The 15,901-nt window shown below is 46.9% G+C and carries 14 protein-coding genes and 1 pseudogene; 9 read left to right on the forward strand and 6 right to left on the reverse strand.

All coding sequences use genetic code 11. From position 1 onward, the window contains the following. Window positions 1-62: 62 nt before the first annotated feature. From AC0IYG_RS16800 to AC0IYG_RS16840, 9 genes are all read left to right on the forward strand, one after another. Window positions 63-458, forward strand: coding sequence for a hypothetical protein (locus AC0IYG_RS16800; protein ID WP_471712291.1), 396 nt, complete (start codon window positions 63-65; stop codon window positions 456-458). Continuing rightward, window positions 452-964 (forward strand): AraC family transcriptional regulator, encoded by a 513-nt coding sequence (locus tag AC0IYG_RS16805; protein WP_471712292.1) that lies wholly within the window; start codon window positions 452-454, stop codon window positions 962-964. The genes AC0IYG_RS16800 and AC0IYG_RS16805 overlap by 7 nt, the downstream gene beginning before the upstream one ends. 87 nt (window positions 965-1,051) lie before the next feature. Continuing rightward, the gene (locus AC0IYG_RS16810; protein WP_471712293.1) at window positions 1,052-1,651 is read left to right on the forward strand and encodes an SDR family oxidoreductase; all 600 of its coding nucleotides are present in this window, start codon (window positions 1,052-1,054) and stop codon (window positions 1,649-1,651) included. Window positions 1,652-1,670: 19 nt separating this feature from the next. Beyond that, entirely contained in the window at window positions 1,671-1,907 is a 237-nt protein-coding gene (locus tag AC0IYG_RS16815; protein ID WP_471712294.1) for a hypothetical protein, read from the forward strand. A 97-nt stretch (window positions 1,908-2,004) separates the two neighbouring features. Then, window positions 2,005-2,685, forward strand: coding sequence for a Rossmann-fold NAD(P)-binding domain-containing protein (locus AC0IYG_RS16820; RefSeq protein WP_471712295.1), 681 nt, complete (start codon window positions 2,005-2,007; stop codon window positions 2,683-2,685). Window positions 2,686-2,803: 118 nt separating this feature from the next. After that, complete coding sequence (locus tag AC0IYG_RS16825) at window positions 2,804-4,186, forward strand: sensor histidine kinase (RefSeq protein ID WP_471712296.1); 1,383 nt, start codon at window positions 2,804-2,806, stop codon at window positions 4,184-4,186. Between the two features lie 7 nt (window positions 4,187-4,193). After that, window positions 4,194-4,568: a response regulator gene (locus tag AC0IYG_RS16830; protein ID WP_471712297.1), complete on the forward strand. Its 375-nt coding sequence runs from the start codon at window positions 4,194-4,196 to the stop codon at window positions 4,566-4,568. Beyond that, window positions 4,565-5,611, forward strand: a complete 1,047-nt coding sequence (locus AC0IYG_RS16835; protein WP_471712298.1) for an adenylate/guanylate cyclase domain-containing protein — start codon at window positions 4,565-4,567, stop codon at window positions 5,609-5,611. Before AC0IYG_RS16830 ends, AC0IYG_RS16835 begins: the two co-directional genes overlap by 4 nt. A gap of 2 nt (window positions 5,612-5,613) precedes the next feature. Next, entirely contained in the window at window positions 5,614-6,183 is a 570-nt protein-coding gene (locus AC0IYG_RS16840) for an HD domain-containing protein (protein ID WP_471712299.1), read from the forward strand. Here AC0IYG_RS16840 and AC0IYG_RS16845 read toward each other — a convergent pair. The 6 genes and pseudogenes from AC0IYG_RS16845 to AC0IYG_RS16870 form a co-directional block, all read right to left on the reverse strand. Further along, the gene (locus AC0IYG_RS16845) at window positions 6,178-9,162 is read right to left on the reverse strand and encodes a cyclic nucleotide-binding domain-containing protein (protein WP_471712300.1); all 2,985 of its coding nucleotides are present in this window, start codon (window positions 9,160-9,162) and stop codon (window positions 6,178-6,180) included. The two genes, AC0IYG_RS16840 and AC0IYG_RS16845, sit on opposite strands and share 6 nt — an antisense overlap. An 11-nt stretch (window positions 9,163-9,173) precedes the next feature. Further along, window positions 9,174-9,419, reverse strand: a complete 246-nt coding sequence (locus AC0IYG_RS16850) for a hypothetical protein (protein ID WP_471712301.1) — start codon at window positions 9,417-9,419, stop codon at window positions 9,174-9,176. A 63-nt stretch (window positions 9,420-9,482) separates the two neighbouring features. Continuing rightward, window positions 9,483-11,756 (reverse strand): cation:proton antiporter domain-containing protein, encoded by a 2,274-nt coding sequence (locus tag AC0IYG_RS16855; RefSeq protein WP_471712302.1) that lies wholly within the window; start codon window positions 11,754-11,756, stop codon window positions 9,483-9,485. 103 nt (window positions 11,757-11,859) lie between these two features. After that, complete coding sequence (locus tag AC0IYG_RS16860) at window positions 11,860-13,344, reverse strand: mandelate racemase/muconate lactonizing enzyme family protein (RefSeq protein ID WP_471712303.1); 1,485 nt, start codon at window positions 13,342-13,344, stop codon at window positions 11,860-11,862. Window positions 13,345-13,382: 38 nt separating this feature from the next. After that, a pseudogene (locus AC0IYG_RS16865) lies at window positions 13,383-14,314 on the reverse strand (RraA family protein). 49 nt (window positions 14,315-14,363) lie between these two features. Then, window positions 14,364-15,896, reverse strand: a complete 1,533-nt coding sequence (locus AC0IYG_RS16870; protein WP_471712304.1) for a SusD/RagB family nutrient-binding outer membrane lipoprotein — start codon at window positions 15,894-15,896, stop codon at window positions 14,364-14,366. Window positions 15,897-15,901 lie beyond the last annotated feature (5 nt).

Raw genomic sequence — 15,901 nt, forward strand, 5'->3', positions numbered from 1 at the left:
GGTAGACAAGGTTATTGATTGCGGATTTCTACTAATTCTATTTGATTTTTGTAACTTTGCTTATGGCTTTAACAGAATCACTCGAAGAATTTTACCAGCATAAGTTCAATTGGCTGCCGGATAATTTGCAGCAGGATATCGGGCATTTCAATGTGTTCAGGCTGGAAGACTGCATTGGCCCTAATTCAGCGCCGATGCAATATAGCAGGAAGGATTATTACAAAATAACCCTCATTCGCGGAAAAAGCATTTACCATTACGCAGATAAAAGTCTTGAAACGGACGGTTCAACATTGATTTTCTTCAATCCGCAGGTTCCTTACACATGGGAAACGAGCGCAAATGACATCACCGGATTCTTCTGCATTTTTACAGAAGGCTTCTTTTCCGGCCGCATGCGCGGGAGCCTGAGCGAGTTACCCATGTTTGCAACAGGGGCAAGCCAGCTTATATGCTGAATGATGCCCAGGATGCGCACGTGGAAGGAATTTTCAAAAAAATGCTGGAAGAGATCGACTCAGATTACCAGTATAAATATGATCTACTGAGAAATTATATGACCGAAGTGGTTCATTATGCGATGAAAATGCAGCCGTCGGAGTCACTTTATCAGCATCCAAATGCCAATTCGCGCATTACGGCCGTTTTCACCGAATTGCTGGAACGCCAGTTTCCGATTGAATCGCCTTCGCAGCGTTTTACATATCGTTCTGCGAATGATTTTGCCAAACAATTGTCTGTGCACGTCAATCACCTCAACCGCGCCATTCGCGAAACCACTGGAAAAACCACAACCACGCACATTGCCGAGCGCATTGCAGCAGAGGCAAAGGCACTTTTGAAGCACACCAACTGGAATGTTTCGGAGATCAGTTACAGCTTAGGCTTTGAAGAACCGGCGCATTTCAACAACTTTTTCAAAAAGCAAACCAGTCATACGCCGAGTTCTTATCGCGTTGTTTGAATTTTGCAAGCATCTGTTTGAAGCGCGTAACGGTGAGCGTGCATCGGTGTCCTACTTTTGTCTTGTCAATAAAAACAAGCAAAAACAATGGATACTAACAAAATTTGGTTCGTAACAGGTGCTTCAAAGGGTTTGGGGCTTACTTTGGTTCAAAAACTGCTGGCTAACGGAATAAGCGTTGCAGCAACTTCAAGAAATTTAGAAGATCTGAAAAAAGCCGTTGGTCACGACAGCGATCTTTTTCTGCCGCTCGCAGTGGATCTGAAAAGCGAAACAAGCATTCAGGAAGCAATTGAGAAGACCGTCGCACATTTCGGCCGGCTGGACATTATCGTAAATAATGCAGGTTATGGACTGCTGGGAAGCGTTGAGGAGCTGACGGATCAGGAAGTGCGTGAGAATTTCGAGATAAATGTGTTCGGCGTCTTCACCGTCATTCGCAAAGCAATGCCCTATCTGCGTGATCAGCGTTCCGGTCACATTTTTAACATTTCTTCAATAGGCGGTTTTGTCGGCAATTTCCCTGGATTTGGAGCTTATTGTGCTACGAAATTTGCAGTTAACGGGCTGTCCGAAGCATTGGCTGAGGAAGTAAGGTCATTCGGTGTGCATGTAACCGTTGTGGAGCCGGGTTATTTTCAGGACCAATTTCCTTACGGAATCATCTATCGGCCTTCCGAAAAATGAAATCGCGGAATATAAAGAAGTGCGCGATTCGCAAAACGCGCATCAGAATGAGATAAACGGAAAGCAGCAAGGTGATCCCGAGAAAGCGGCCGATGCAATGATCCGCATCGCATCTGAGTCCAACCCGCCGATGCACCTGTTCCTGGGCAGCGACGCATTTGCGCTCGCAAACAGCAAGATCGCCGCATTGCAGGCAGAGCTCGAAAAATGGAAAGCGGTTACGGTTTCCACCGACTTTGAAACCGAAAGTGTTTAGGATACATTTACGGAAGACGACGTCGCGTAAGCAGCGCATTTGTGAGCCTGGGCATTTTGCTCAGGCTCACAATCTCTTTTAACAAAATCAGATAACCATGAACTCAACAAAGATAAGAGCGATCGTCACCGGCGTTACCGGGATGGTCGGTGAAGGCGTTTTGCATGAATGTCTCGAAAGCGATGCGGTGGAGGCGGTTTTGATCATTAACAGGAAGCCGTCCGGCATCTCGCATCCAAAACTCAAAGAGATTATTCACAGTGACTTTTTCAATTTAAGCCCGATAGCAAGCCAATTAACAGGTTACAATGCTTGTTATTTCTGCCTGGGTGTTTCGTCGATCGGCATGAAGGAGCCGGAATATCGGAAGGTTACTTATGATTTGACATTGCAATTTGCAGAGACGCTGGCGCAACACAATCCGGAAATGACATTCTGTTACGTCTCTGGCGCTGGCACGGACAGCACCGAAAAAGGCAGTTCCATGTGGGCTCGTGTGAAGGGTAAGACGGAAAATGATTTGATGAAACTGCCTTTCCGACAAGTCTTTGCATTTCGCCCAGGTTACATTCATCCTACGCCCGGTCTCAAAAACGTGCTGCCTTTTGTAAAGTATGTTTCATGGCTTTTTCCAATTTTCAAAGTGATCTTGCCAAACACCGTGTCAACATTGGCGCAGGTCGGGCAGGCGATGATCAAGGTTACACAATTTGGTTATGACAAGAAAATACTTGAAGTGAAGGACATTAAGATCGTGGCAGACAGGCAATATGTTTGAACGAGTGTAAGCAAATGCGGCCATAGTAAGCGGCTGGCTAGTAAATTGGCAGAAAATAATTACTTTGCTGAGAAATTAACATTCTCTTAAAAAAGGAAAAACTGCATTTCTAACCTGCATGGATTACTTTCTCGTCTCGTTGTTTCTGATCCAGTATGTTCGTTCTTCCATGCAAACAGCCACGGCACTCCCGCATTGGGACAAGCTGCTGGTTTATGCACGGTATGGGGCCGTTGCGCTGATCGCCACTTTTTATGCAACGGACACACCCGAATTTTTCAAATGGATATGGCATTTCTATCTCATCATCCTCGTCTTCGTTCTCTATACTAAGGAGGAATTTGCACCGATCAAGTCAGTTGTGCAATCCGTGATCCCGTTTATAGTGGTGTCCGTTGCGAGTGACATTATTGAACTTGCTGCCCCCAAATTCCATGATTCATACGACGATTGGATCAGCATTGCCAAGCTTTTTACATTCTTGTTGTGCTTCGTGATCTGGTTTTATGCGCAGAAGCAGCGTAAGATTTTACTTAAAGAACGGGAAGAAAGACTGCGTGAAGAACTTGCTAGCAAAGCGCAAAAGGAGTCACTGGAATATCTCGTTGCCGAACGCACACAAGAGCTTACATTGCAAAAAGAGGAGTTACAAAAAGCAATTGAAGAACTTAAATCCACTCAGAACCAGCTCATTCAGAGCGAGAAAATGGCTTCGCTGGGGGAACTGACGGCCGGCATCGCACACGAGATTCAAAATCCGCTCAATTTTGTCAATAACTTTTCGGAAGTGTCCGTTGAGCTTTGCCAAGAATTGGAAGAAGAAGTCGATAAAACTGAAATCCCGGATTCGGATAAGGACTATATCAAAGGCATTATCGCCGATTTAAGCCAAAATCAACAGAAAATAACGCACCACGGCAAGCGTGCAGATTCTATTGTAAAAGGGATGTTGCAGCATTCCCGCGCATCTTCTGGTGAGAAGGAAGCTGTGGAAATTAACTCGCTGGCAGACGAATATATGCGGCTTGCGTATCACGGCCTGCGTGCAAAAGACAAGGAATTCAATGCAGCGTTGGTGACCGATTTCGATCCTACAATTGGCAAAGTGTTGGTCATGCCGCAGGATCTGGGCCGGGTTTTTCTCAACCTTTTTACCAATGCATTTTACGCCGTGGCAGAAAAAAAACGCTTGCTTACTGAATCCGGCAATTTGAATGATTACCGGCCTGAGGTCAAAATCTCCACCAAGAAATTTGCTAATAAATTATATGTCAGGGTTATAGACAATGGGACCGGGATGCCGGACAGTGTGAAGGCAAAGATATTCCAGCCGTTTTTTACAACCAAACCCACCGGTCAGGGAACGGGCCTTGGACTTTCGATGAGCTACGACATTATCACCAATGCGCACGGCGGAACGCTTGATGTGGAGACGATTCCGGAGAGCGGACAGAATTCAAGATTACCATTCCAATTGCCTGACAGACAGCACGCTTTATAATTAAAATATGAAAATACTGGTAGTAGACGACGAGGAAGACGTTAAGTCGCTTTTTGAACAGAAATTCAGAAAGGAGATCCGTAACGCACAGTTCGAGTTTTCTTTTGCATTCTCGGGTGAGCAGGCATTGAATTTCCTGGCCGACCATCCTTCGGAAGTGGTGATGATTTTGTCGGACATTAATATGCCGGGCATGAGCGGCATTGAGTTATTGAAAACGATCCGAAAGGAATTTCCTGCCGCTCCGCCACAAGTGATGATGATAACAGCTTATGGCGACCGCGAAAATCATGATCAGGCCATGGAGCTTGGCGCGGACGACTTTTTGACGAAGCCAGTTAATTTTATTGAATTGAAAGAGAAATTGCTCAAAACTTTATGAAAGCCAAAATACTGGTAGTGGATGATGAGGCTGATTTGCAATTGCTGATCAAGCAGAAGTTCAGAAGGCAGATCCGCGAGCAGGAATATGAATTTATATTTGCTGAAAACGGCTATAAAGCCCTCGAAGCGCTTGTCGAACATCCCGACGTCGACATGGTGCTCAGCGACATTAATATGCCGGAAATGGATGGGCTGACTTTGCTCATTCGGCTTGGCGAGCTGAGCCCGATCCTCAAATCCGTGATTGTGTCGGCTTATGGCGATATGGACAACATTCGCACGGCCATGAACCGTGGAGCGTTTGATTTTTTGACCAAACCCATTGATTTCAAGGATCTTGAAGTGACAATGGAAAAGACATTGGCCTATGTATCACAGCTCCGGGAAACGCTTCGTGCAGTGCGTGAGAATGATATTCTGAGAATGTATGTCGATTCCTCTGTGCTACAATTCATGACGCAGGATGCATTTGAGAAGTCACTGATGACGAGTGAAAATATTGAAGCCACGGTCGTTTTCATGGATATGTGCGGCTTCACTTCGATTTCGGAAAAAGAGCCTGCTGACCTTGTTGTTAAGCTGATCAATAAATATTTTGATGTGATGGTGAAAGAGATCATTGCACAAGGCGGACTGGTCGACAAGTTTATGGGAGACGCCGTTATGGCCGTTTTCCGCGGAGAATATCACCTCGACCGCGCCATTGAATCTTCACTTGCGGTCCGCAATCAGATAGACGGTTTTAAAGACGAGCTTAGCGGACATTCTGCTTATTTCCCTCAGGTTTCAATCGGCATTAATTCGGGAGAAATGGTTTCCGGGAACATTGGGTCAGCGGCTTTGAAGCGGCTCGATTACACGGTCATCGGCGATGCGGTTAATGTGGCGCAACGGCTGCAAAGTGCCGCCAAGCCAGGCCAGGTTTTATTGCCGGAATCGGCTTATTTACAGGTTAAGGAGGCATTTCACTGCAATCTGGTCGGTGAGGTTGTGTTAAAAAATAAGGCGAATCCGGTGAAGATCTACGAAGTTTTGGAATAAGCATGAATCTCGCAGAAGCAAAAGCTTACATTGTTGAGCAGCTACGGTCGCATTTGTCAGAAACCCTTTTTTACCACGGCCTGCATCACACACTTGACGTTGCGAATGCAGCATTGAACCTTGCCAAACTGGAAGGCCTACACGATGACGAGGCGCTCGCATTGCTTGAAACTGCCGCATATTATCACGATTCGGGCTTTTTAAATGCTTATCACGGGCACGAGGAATCCAGCTGTCTGATTGCAAGAACGGCGTTGACCGGATTCGGCTACACGGCTGATCAACTTGACACAATCTGCGGCATCATTATGGCGACCAAAATCCCACAAGCGCCACAAACAATTCTGGAACAAATCATTTGCGATGCTGACCTCGACTATCTTGGCAGGAATGATTTTGAACCGATTGCAGCCACGCTATTTGAGGAATTAAAGGCCCGGGACATGGTTTCGGATGTGGATTCATGGAATGAGGTTCAGGTGAAATTCATCCGTAATCACCAATATTGGACACAATCTGCGCGTAATTTGCGCGACGCCATGAAGCATGAAAACCTTCAAAAACTGTTATAACAAGCGCATTTTCTCATTTTGCGCCCGGATGCGCTGACAAAGAATCCGCAGCACATTCTTCAATATTTCATCGCGCTCTTCCATGAGTTCAAAGAAGTCTTCCTGATCAATTCGGAAAACAAGTGAATCCGTTTCGGCCACCGTGGTCGCGGAACGGGGTTCGGCGTCGAGCAATGCCAGTTCGCCAAAAATCTCACCCTTATCAAACAGCGCCAGTTGTTTCTTGCCATCATAAATCCCGATCTGGCCGGTGTATATAATGTACATCGAATCGCCCGGATCGCCTTTTGCGAAGATCTCCTGCCCGTCGCTGTAAGTGATCTCTTTCATGATCGGCGCAATGGAGCTGAGCACGTTTTCGGGTGTTTGTGAAAAAAGCTGTGTGTTTTTCAAGACAATCACTCTTTCCATTTCTGAGATTTGCTGAGCAGCTTCTGCGTGTTTCATTGGGTCGGCGGTGAGGTTAATGCTTGTTGTTTTTGCGAGCGGGTTCAGTTTATGATGCACTGCTTCGCGGATTAATTTCGCTGAATGTCCGGACAGTTCTTTCAGCAGTTCATGCTCCGTATTTACATCTGCACGCTGGACCGCCAGTGTAACAGTCCACTCGGTGAAGAGCTGTTCTCTCTTCGTTAAAATGTAATCAATGATCGAGCCGACAGGTTCCTGGTTGCCGATATACTGGCGCAGTGCTTCACGCTTTTTCGTGATCGAAATGTCTTCGAACAATGCGTGTAAAAGCGGGTAGAGCGTGCGCGGCAAAAGGCTCTCGATCATCTCCAGTGAATTCGCTCTTTTCTCTTTCGAAGCATGTCTGATTCCTTTCCAGGCATTCTGCACAGCGTCCTTGTCATACTGCATCATAAAAAGGTAAAACAGACGCTGACTGGTCAGTTGCAACTCATAAGCCAGTGTCGCATTCCAGCTGGAATTCTCTTCAACATCGTCCATACCATTCAAAATCATGGAAGCATGGAAAAGCTCTTTCTCGACAAACTCAGATATAACCGGCTTATAATCATCGACTAATGTATAATTTGTCAATGCTTTCAGCGCACTTCTGTGCCCATATGTATCTATCTTATTTAAATGTATATCGCTTTCTGTTTTTATTAAAAGGTTATTCTGGTAAATACTTTTGATTAGTTTAAAAAGTATTTGAAGTATAAATTCGTGTTTCGTTTTTTCTGCAACTTTAATGAGCGTTTTGATGCGGTCATGTGCACGGTCATCGCGTAACCATTCTTCAACAATGCGTATGCCCGGATCACCTGAACGGATCAGAGAAGTGACGGTTGACCGGGAAAGAGAGCCGGTTAACAAGGGTTTTAATTCGCGCAAAAGCTGAGGTGAGCCGACGGTCGCGGCAACTTCCAAAGCGCGGTTGCGGACTTTTTCTGAGCCGTTGCGCAAACACAATTTCACATATTCTTCGCTTGCTTTCATACCCATTATCGCCACACAATCCAACGCAATAAGCTGCGCATCTTCCTGTTCCGATTCGAACAATCGGCGCAATGTTCCGTATATAAGCGGCAATGCTCTGCCCGCTTCGAAACTGCCCAAGATCGATCCTTTTACAATGTCCAGATCTTCGTGCGAAAGGAATCGCGCAAGCTGCTCATCCGTAAGCTGCGACTTCGAGGCTGCGATCCGGACGGCGAGCGTCTGACAAGCGGTGTCCGGTTCCAGCTCAATGTATTTTAGGAACGTGTCCGAAAGTTCAGGCTTTTCAAGTGTCGCTAATGTTTGCAGCGTTTTCAGCCTGACCGCAGTAATCGGATTTTTCAACAGAAAATCTACGTTTTTTCTGAAAATGGATTCTTTGTTTTTAGCCAGCCAATCGATCGCATTAAGGACTTCTTCTTTGCGATCGCTTTTCAGGTTTTCAGTAATGATCGGCAATGCTTCGGAAGGAGAGGCCATTTCCCCGCTCCTGATAAACCTTTTGCTGATCGCACTTTTCAGCTCCTGAATGTAATGTCCGTAAGCTTTCCTGAAAATCAGCAGCGCAATTACGGCGAAGAGCAGCGACAAGTCAAATGTCAGGCTGATGTTGCTTAATTTCTGTGTATAAATGATCCATAGCAGCCCGCCGGCAATGAGCATGCCCAGCGGTTCGAACAGACCCTTCGCTAGCGTGTGGCCTTTCAAACACGTTTTTGTTGACAAAGGCTGAAAAAGCACAAGAAAAACAGGATCGAAAATGGTCCGTCTAACGAGCTCGAAAAGCAGGTAAGCCGCGCAATAATACACCAGTAATGAAGGCTCATCTTTCCGGAAATAGGACGAAATAAGCAGGCCAAGTGAGATAAATATCGTCGTCAGCGGCAAAAGAAACAGCGTCAGTTTTACACCGAAACGCTCCACGGTCCGACCAGAAAATATCAACTTGACGAATGTTGAAATGACATAAGTGATCGTCAGCAATGTTCCGACGAAGACAATCACATCGTGCTGGCTGTGAAATTTGTATTTGACATTGACAAAAAAATGATATTCAATCCACGTCGCCGCGGCTGCAATGGCCACCATTCCAAGGCATAGGGAGGTCAAAAGCTTGTTTCCGCCAAAGTATTTTTGAATGATCTTCGAATCGGAAGCATTCATTTGCCTTGGCCGGGCATGATGCGGATTAGGAATGTCGGTGAAGCGAAAGGTGAGGATCTGCGTGTAAAAAGCAAGCGCAAAAAACACCAGTGAAATCACCAGCAAGATCATCAAAACAGAAGGCGAATGGATCAAAACGGCCAAAACCGCACCCAATGCTTTTGCCGGCATATCGCCCGAACCAATTACACTGAACAATCTTTTGCTTTGCCTGACGTCAAAAACCAGCGCGGAAAGTCCCCAGAATTCAAGGTTAATTAGGAGATAAATGATCCTGTAACCCACCATTATGGCAATCGCTGTCGCGATGCCGTGCCCTGCCCAAAGCAAACCCATAACGACAACGACCATGAACAATGAGGAAAGCATTGTCCCGAGGCTTAGCCGTTTGAGAACGAGATGATGTTCAAAATGTTCATAGATTTCCCCGCAATCATTACCGCAATAGCAGCGGCCACATAGGCGATAGGCAGCGAAGATTCCGGATGGTTTTCAAGCAAAAGCACGTTGGCCGAAACGTAAACAAGCGTTGTGCCGACGTTTATAAAGAAATTATGAAAGAAGAAAAGGATCGTCTGGGGATTGATGGAACTGAAAATTCTGCTATTCTTAATCTGGGATATCATATCGTTGGAATGCTGTCGACGCTTATGTAAAATAAACACTTATTATTCCTTTTAAAAACAAGCCTAACCCCGAACGATCAAAACGGACGGAGAATGTGACAACCACAGGCTGTGCGATTCAACAGCTTTCTTCCAGCTGTCGAGACTGATAATCATCAGATCCTTGCCTTGGAGAAAATCTTTTTCCAGCACATTTTCGTTGAGCAGTCTGATCCGGTCCGGGTCAATAGCATTGATAGCGAGCAAATCGGCATGTATGTCAGGTGCGCCCGCGGCTGTGTTTGCGGGATCCATGATCGAAAGCCTGATGTTTTCCTGCAAAGCGAGCTTCTGGGCAAATTGAATCAGAAATCCATCCGCCGGGGAAAAAATCGGGATCAGAATGTCTTCGACTTTTTTGAGGTTTTTCTCTATCAGAATGCCGACAGGGACTTTTACTGATTTTATAATGTGCGTCGTGCGTTCGTCAAAAACATCGGCGTGGAAGAGTTTTTCTTTTCCGGTAATGGTGTCAAACAGTCGCTCGGGACTGATAATCTTGGAAGTGAAACCAAGGATTTTGCCTAAAAACGTTCCCTCAAAAACGGTGCGTCCGATTCCGATCATCAGCATATCGTATTCGCCTGCATTGGCCGTTTCAATGATGTCATGCTCAATGTCCTGCGAAGGTTTGAACAACGATTCAAATGGCAGTTCAAGCTGCGCCGCTTCTTCGGTGATCGGCCTGAATGTTTCGAGCTGATATTCTTCCGTGCTAACCTGATTGAGATAGCTGCTAGGCGACAAATGCAACGCCGTCACATGGTGCGCATCGATTTGCTTTTGCATAAAATAGCGCGCTAGCCGCAACATTTTTCTTCCGCCCTGCGGGCTGGCAAATGCGATCAGGATTGAAAAACGGGCGTTTTCATGCACCGCGGCAAGTTCCTCCAATTTTTTGGTAGGCATAAACCGGTCGATCAGGTCCAGCGCCGGGCCGGTCATGCACGTCGTCGCGAGCGCCATTATGACCATCATAGCAAATATTTCGGGCGATAGCACGCCAATGTCGTAGCCAATGTTCAGCACGACCAGTTCCATTAATCCGCGCGTGTTCATTAAAGAGCCGATAATGAGGCTGTCGCGCCACGATTGTTTGACAAAACGTGCCGCAACCGCGCTTCCAACAAATTTCCCGGTGACGGCTGCAGCAATGATCAGGCCGGTTATCTGCCATAAATAGGGATCATTCAGCAGGCCGATCTGGGTCCTTAATCCGGTGAAAACGAAGAAAAGAGGAAGCAGTAAGACCAGTGAAACATCTTCCACTTTTTCAATAAAAATATTCCGGAAACTCTGGTTGCTGGGCATGATCACGCCCGCCATAAACGCGCCGAAAAGTGCGTGAATGCCGATCACTTCCGTGCAATAGGCTGAAATAAGCAGGATAATGAAGAACAGCGCAACGACGGGCTTGGTCAGTCCTTCGCGATAAGAATAATGGTCGCCAATCCTTTTCAGGACGGGTTTGAGCACTTTGAGCATGAACAAAACATAAGCCGCCGCCAGAAGAATCGTATAAATAGAGCTCACAAAAGATCCCGCCTTAACAATCGCAATAACCGCCGCCAGAATGCACCAGGCCGTAATGTCGTCCGTAGCAGCACACGTGATAACCATTGTTCCGAGCTTGGTGCGCGAGAGCCCTCGTTCCTGTACAATGCGCGCGAGAACCGGAAATGCCGTGATACTCAATGCGATGCCAATGAAAAGCGAGAACGAAAGGAAGCTTATGCCGTCCGGTGCAAACTGCTGATACATGATCAGCGCGAGCCCGACACCCAGCGCGAAAGGAAGAATAATGCTCGCGTGGCTGATCACGATCGCTTCCTGCGCCTTCGTTTTCAGGACTTTAAGGTCCAGTTCCATGCCTATGATGAACATGAAGAGAATCAAGCCGATCTGACTCAGAAATTGCAGGTTTCCCAGTGATTGTTTTGGAAAAAGAAAACTGGAAAATTCAGGAAAATACATGCCCAGCAACGACGGGCCAAGGAAAATCCCGGCTGCTATTTCACCAATAACCGTCGGCTGCCCGATGGATTTACACAGCCAGCCAAAGATCCGGGCAATGATAATGATCGTGATGATCTGTAACAGCAGTGTAGCAAGCGGATGCGTAAGGTTGTGGCCGAAGGTGTCGATGAACTGTTCCCAGGAAGAGGTTTCCACAATGGGCTTATTAGCCAGTAAATCAGCATTTTCAAGAAATTGGCCTTGCCGGATAAAAAAGTAAAGCAAGGCAGAAAATACACCAATGGTAAGCGTGTAAAAAAGTGCATTTCGAATATTCTTCATCAGCAGTAATGGGTGTGAAGAACGCAAAATAGCAAAATAATGGTTACAAAGGGGTTTCAGCCCTGTTAAGTGTTTGTGACTTTACAGGGCTGAAAGGACGTTTTTAGCTCCATAACCGGTCATGAGAACGCTTGTCGTTCCAGTCGGGCGTAGGGGCGAAGAAGCTCTTGTCTTTTGGTGTAAGATGCTTTTTCACTTCTTCTTCATTGAGCTCAATGCCAAGTCCGGGTGCGTCCAGCGGAACGGGCGCGTAACCTTTGTCGATCAGTTTCCGGCCGTCGGTCGTTTTCACCAGGCTTTCCCACCAGGGCACATCTACGGAATGGTGTTCCAGTGCGAGGAAGTTCTGCGTCGCTGCTGCACAATGCACATTCGCCATGAAACTGACCGGCGTTCCCGCGAAGTGCATGGCCATCGCAATCCCGTTGTCTTCTGCATAATCGCCAATGCGTTTTGTTTCCAATAAACCGCCCGACGATGCGAGATCAGGATGCACAATGTCAACGGCGCGTTTGTCGATCAATGCTTTAAAACCTTCTTTCAAATAAATGTCTTCACCTGTTAATGTCGGCGTTTCCAATGCGTCGGAGATCGTTTTCCACTGATCCGTATATTCCCACGGAACCATGTCTTCAAACCAGGCGAGGCGATATTTGTCTAATGCTTTTCCCATCCGAATGCCGTTATTCAGGTCGAAATGACCGTAATGGTCTGTCGAGAGCGGAATTTCATAACCTACAACGCTGCGCACGTCTTCCACGACTTTTGCCATTTCATCCAATCCTTTTGGTGTGATCTGAATGGCAGTGAATGGGTGTTTTGTGTTGGCATAGGAATGATAATCGCCTGCCCATTGTGAAAAACCGCCGCCCCAGAACTTGTTGTTCACCACGCTGTTCTCATTATTGCGCAACATGCCGATCGAAACGTCCATTTTAAGCCAGGTGTAACCCTGATCCTGCGTCCGGAATTTGATCTTGTCTTTAAATTCATTGATATCATTGGATTCAGGCGTGTCCGCATAAAGCCGCACCTTATCCCGGTAACGACCGCCTAAAAGCTGCCAGCAAGGCACATTATAAGCCTTTCCACAAAGATCCCAGAGCGCCATTTCCACACCGCAAACGCCGCCCGCCTGCCTGCCATGATAACCAAACTGCTTAATGGATTTGAAGATCATTTCCACATTGCAAGGGTTCTGGCCTATCAAATGGCTTTTCAAAAACAATGCATAACGCTCATCCGCGCCGTCCCGGACTTCGCCCAGACCGTAAATGCCCTGGTTCGTGTCAATGCGGAGAATTGGCGTGCGGCCCACATTCTGCACGACGCAATAGCGGAGGTCCGTGATTTTCAATTCAGAGGGTTTTGAAGCGCGGTTTACCTTGGAAGTGGCCTGCGCAATGGTGTCTTCCGCCGACATGGACATAAAACCGCCCAGTGCAATTCCGCCGACCGCCGTTTTTCTCAAAAAGTTTCTGCGGCTGTCTTTTGTTGCAGGGTTATTAATCTCGGCAACTGTTGCTGCCTTTTCAGCTTGTTCAATTTGTTTGTTCGAAGCAATGATGTCTTTTAAAATGCTTTTCATTAGTGTTGGATTTGAAGTTAGCAAATGGTCTTTCGGCCTTAGTAATTTCTTTCTTTCAGATAATCGTCCAGCTCTTTCTTGGTCATGGGCAGTTTACCCGGATAATTGTTTACCCAGTTTAAAAAGTCCTTCTGGATCGCGTCTGACCACTTTGTATCGATCTCACCGGGCGTGTATTTGCCTTCCTTTAAGCGCAAATGACCAAATTCGTCGCGCAATGCCGTTACTTCTGAGGTTAGCACAAGTTCCTCCGCCAGATGCGCCGGAATGAAGATCGTCCCGTATTTTTTAGCAAGCACCAAGTCACCCGGAAGCACGATCGCCCGCCCGATCCGGATCGGTGTGTTAATGTTGGTAAGCATCATTTGCTGGATGTAGGAAGGATCCTGACCTTTGATCCAGGCATTGAAACCTTTGATCTCGCTCAAACCTTCCACGTCACGAACGGATCCGTAGAAGATGACGCCGCGCTTTGATTTAGCATAAATTGAATTTCCCAGATTATCACCGATCAATGTGCCGTCAGCGATTTTTCCATAACCGTCGGCAACGTAAACATCGCCTTCTTTAAGCACGTCGATGGGCCAGGAATTGGTGCCGCCCGTTTGCACACGGCCTTCTTTTTTACCCGTTTCTTTTACCAGATCCTGCAAATCAGGACGGGAAGGCACATACTGCGCAGTTACGACGCGTCCGGTCATGGTGCTGTCCGGATAGATCAGCTGCCAGTCGCCTTCAAACTGGTTGTTGTAGCCTTTGTTTCGCAAAACGCCCCATGCTTCTTCCATGGAAATGTTTTTTAATCTGGACAAAATGGCGTCTGACACCCTGGGACGGCCGTCTGGCGAGCGTTCACCTTTCCAGGCAGCGGTGTAAGCCTTGATCTGATCGGGGGTGGGGAAATGGCTTGTGCCTGCGACACCATTGCAAAAAGCACAAGCGCTCCCGTAAACAAATTTTGTTTAAGCATAGAAAAGAAATTAAGGGTTAGTTAGATTATGGTTGGTTAAATAGAATGCTTATTTGTCCCAGAAAACAGGCGTTCCCAGCTCGTCAGGGCCCATTCTGGAAACTGCTTCTTTGTAATTGGCTTCATTTACTGAGCGCTCACGCACCGGATACACGAGCCTGCGAATAAAGTCTTTCACGGAAGGATCTTTGCCCGGATAATTGTTTACCGGCAATTTGGGAAAACCGCTTCTGCGGAAGTTTGCCCAGGCTTCTGATCCATTCAGGAATGATGCAATCCAATATTGGGTGTTGATCTGTTCCAATGCTTTTGCCGGAGTGTATGGCTGCGCTGCCAGATAGGTGTCCTGAGCCGCAGCGCTGATCGCCGCCGAAACGTCGTAAGTGGTCATTTGTGCCATATGCGCTTTCACGCCTGCCTCGTAAAGTTCCTTTGCATTGCCGGTTGCCCATCCGCGTTGAACCGCCTCTGCAAGCAAAAGAGAAGTTTGCGCGTAAGTGATGAAAAACTCCGGCGCATCGATTTTGCCAAGCGTTTTGCGATTGATCTGCGAATATTTGAATGCAGAGCCGATTTTACCTGGAAAACCAGGCGCATTGGCAATTGTGGATTCGTTATAACCATAAGGCATTCCTTCCTGGCTGGCAGGCGTCGTATCCTCGGCACCAGCCGTGGCGATCGGGTTACCGGGCGTTTCATATTTGACAGCGATCACCCGTAAACGCGGGTCGTTTGTCGCTTTAAGTGCATCTACAAATGCTTTTCCCAAATAGACATTTCCGCGTTCCGTGCCCTGGAAATAATTGGCAAGCGGGTGGTTGAATGTGCTGTTAAATGCAATAAAGGCATTATCCGCATTGGAAGTCATCAGTCCGCCGTTTGCGGGATCAACGGCTTTTGCAACCGTCGCCTTGGCTTTTGCCGGATCGGCTTTCGAGTAGCGCATTCCCGCGCGCAGTAGCAGTGAATTGCCCAGCTTCTTCCATTGTGCAATGTTTCCTTTGTAAAAAAGATCACCGCTTTCGATTGCCTTCGTGGCGTCCAGGCCCTTTGTGCCTTCTTCCAGTTCTTTCAGGATATCATCGTAAATCAGCCTTTGATCATCGTATTTGGGCAGATTAATTCCTTCCAAAAAGCCTTTTCCAGCCTCAAAATAGGGCACGTCGCCATATGTATCCACCAACACCATGAACACGTAAGATTTCCAGATCCTTGACATATTGTACAGGTTCGATCTTGCCGGATTGTCTTTTGTTTCGGTAATGACGGTTGTAAGCAGGTTTACAGGCCCGTTTTGTAAATACAATGAATTGAAATTAGCATTCGAATTCGGGTCTGAAACCGCATTGTGATTGCCGCCTTCTAGCACACCCGTATAAGGCGTGTTGATCTGCTGCACGATCTGCAACTGATAATTCTGCGTCGCTATCGCTGAGCCGAATTGGGCGTTGGAGAAGAGGTAAGCCGGGTCAATGCTCGTTGCCTGAACCGGGTTTTTGTTTACATCTTCAAAACCTTTGTCGCACGAGCTGGCCGTTGCGAGCATACTGATGAGCGTTATATATAGGAATATCCGTTTCATATTAA

The organism is Dyadobacter sp. AC419 (genome assembly GCF_979253085.1).

What these genes read in the sequence shown, in the direction of transcription:
- AC0IYG_RS16800 (WP_471712291.1), top strand. Translation starts at nt 63, where the DNA reads ATGGCTTTAACAGAATCACTCGAAGAATTTTACCAGCATAAGTTCAAT.
- AC0IYG_RS16805 (WP_471712292.1), top strand. Translation starts at nt 452, where the DNA reads ATGCTGAATGATGCCCAGGATGCGCACGTGGAAGGAATTTTCAAAAAA.
- AC0IYG_RS16810 (WP_471712293.1), top strand. Translation starts at nt 1,052, where the DNA reads ATGGATACTAACAAAATTTGGTTCGTAACAGGTGCTTCAAAGGGTTTG.
- AC0IYG_RS16820 (WP_471712295.1), top strand. Translation starts at nt 2,005, where the DNA reads ATGAACTCAACAAAGATAAGAGCGATCGTCACCGGCGTTACCGGGATG.
- AC0IYG_RS16825 (WP_471712296.1), top strand. Translation starts at nt 2,804, where the DNA reads ATGGATTACTTTCTCGTCTCGTTGTTTCTGATCCAGTATGTTCGTTCT.
- AC0IYG_RS16830 (WP_471712297.1), top strand. Translation starts at nt 4,194, where the DNA reads ATGAAAATACTGGTAGTAGACGACGAGGAAGACGTTAAGTCGCTTTTT.
- AC0IYG_RS16835 (WP_471712298.1), top strand. Translation starts at nt 4,565, where the DNA reads ATGAAAGCCAAAATACTGGTAGTGGATGATGAGGCTGATTTGCAATTG.
- AC0IYG_RS16840 (WP_471712299.1), top strand. Translation starts at nt 5,614, where the DNA reads ATGAATCTCGCAGAAGCAAAAGCTTACATTGTTGAGCAGCTACGGTCG.
- AC0IYG_RS16845 (WP_471712300.1), bottom strand. Translation starts at nt 9,162, where the DNA reads ATGCTTTCCTCATTGTTCATGGTCGTTGTCGTTATGGGTTTGCTTTGG.
- AC0IYG_RS16850 (WP_471712301.1), bottom strand. Translation starts at nt 9,419, where the DNA reads ATGATATCCCAGATTAAGAATAGCAGAATTTTCAGTTCCATCAATCCC.
- AC0IYG_RS16855 (WP_471712302.1), bottom strand. Translation starts at nt 11,756, where the DNA reads ATGAAGAATATTCGAAATGCACTTTTTTACACGCTTACCATTGGTGTA.
- AC0IYG_RS16860 (WP_471712303.1), bottom strand. Translation starts at nt 13,344, where the DNA reads ATGAAAAGCATTTTAAAAGACATCATTGCTTCGAACAAACAAATTGAA.
- AC0IYG_RS16870 (WP_471712304.1), bottom strand. Translation starts at nt 15,896, where the DNA reads ATGAAACGGATATTCCTATATATAACGCTCATCAGTATGCTCGCAACG.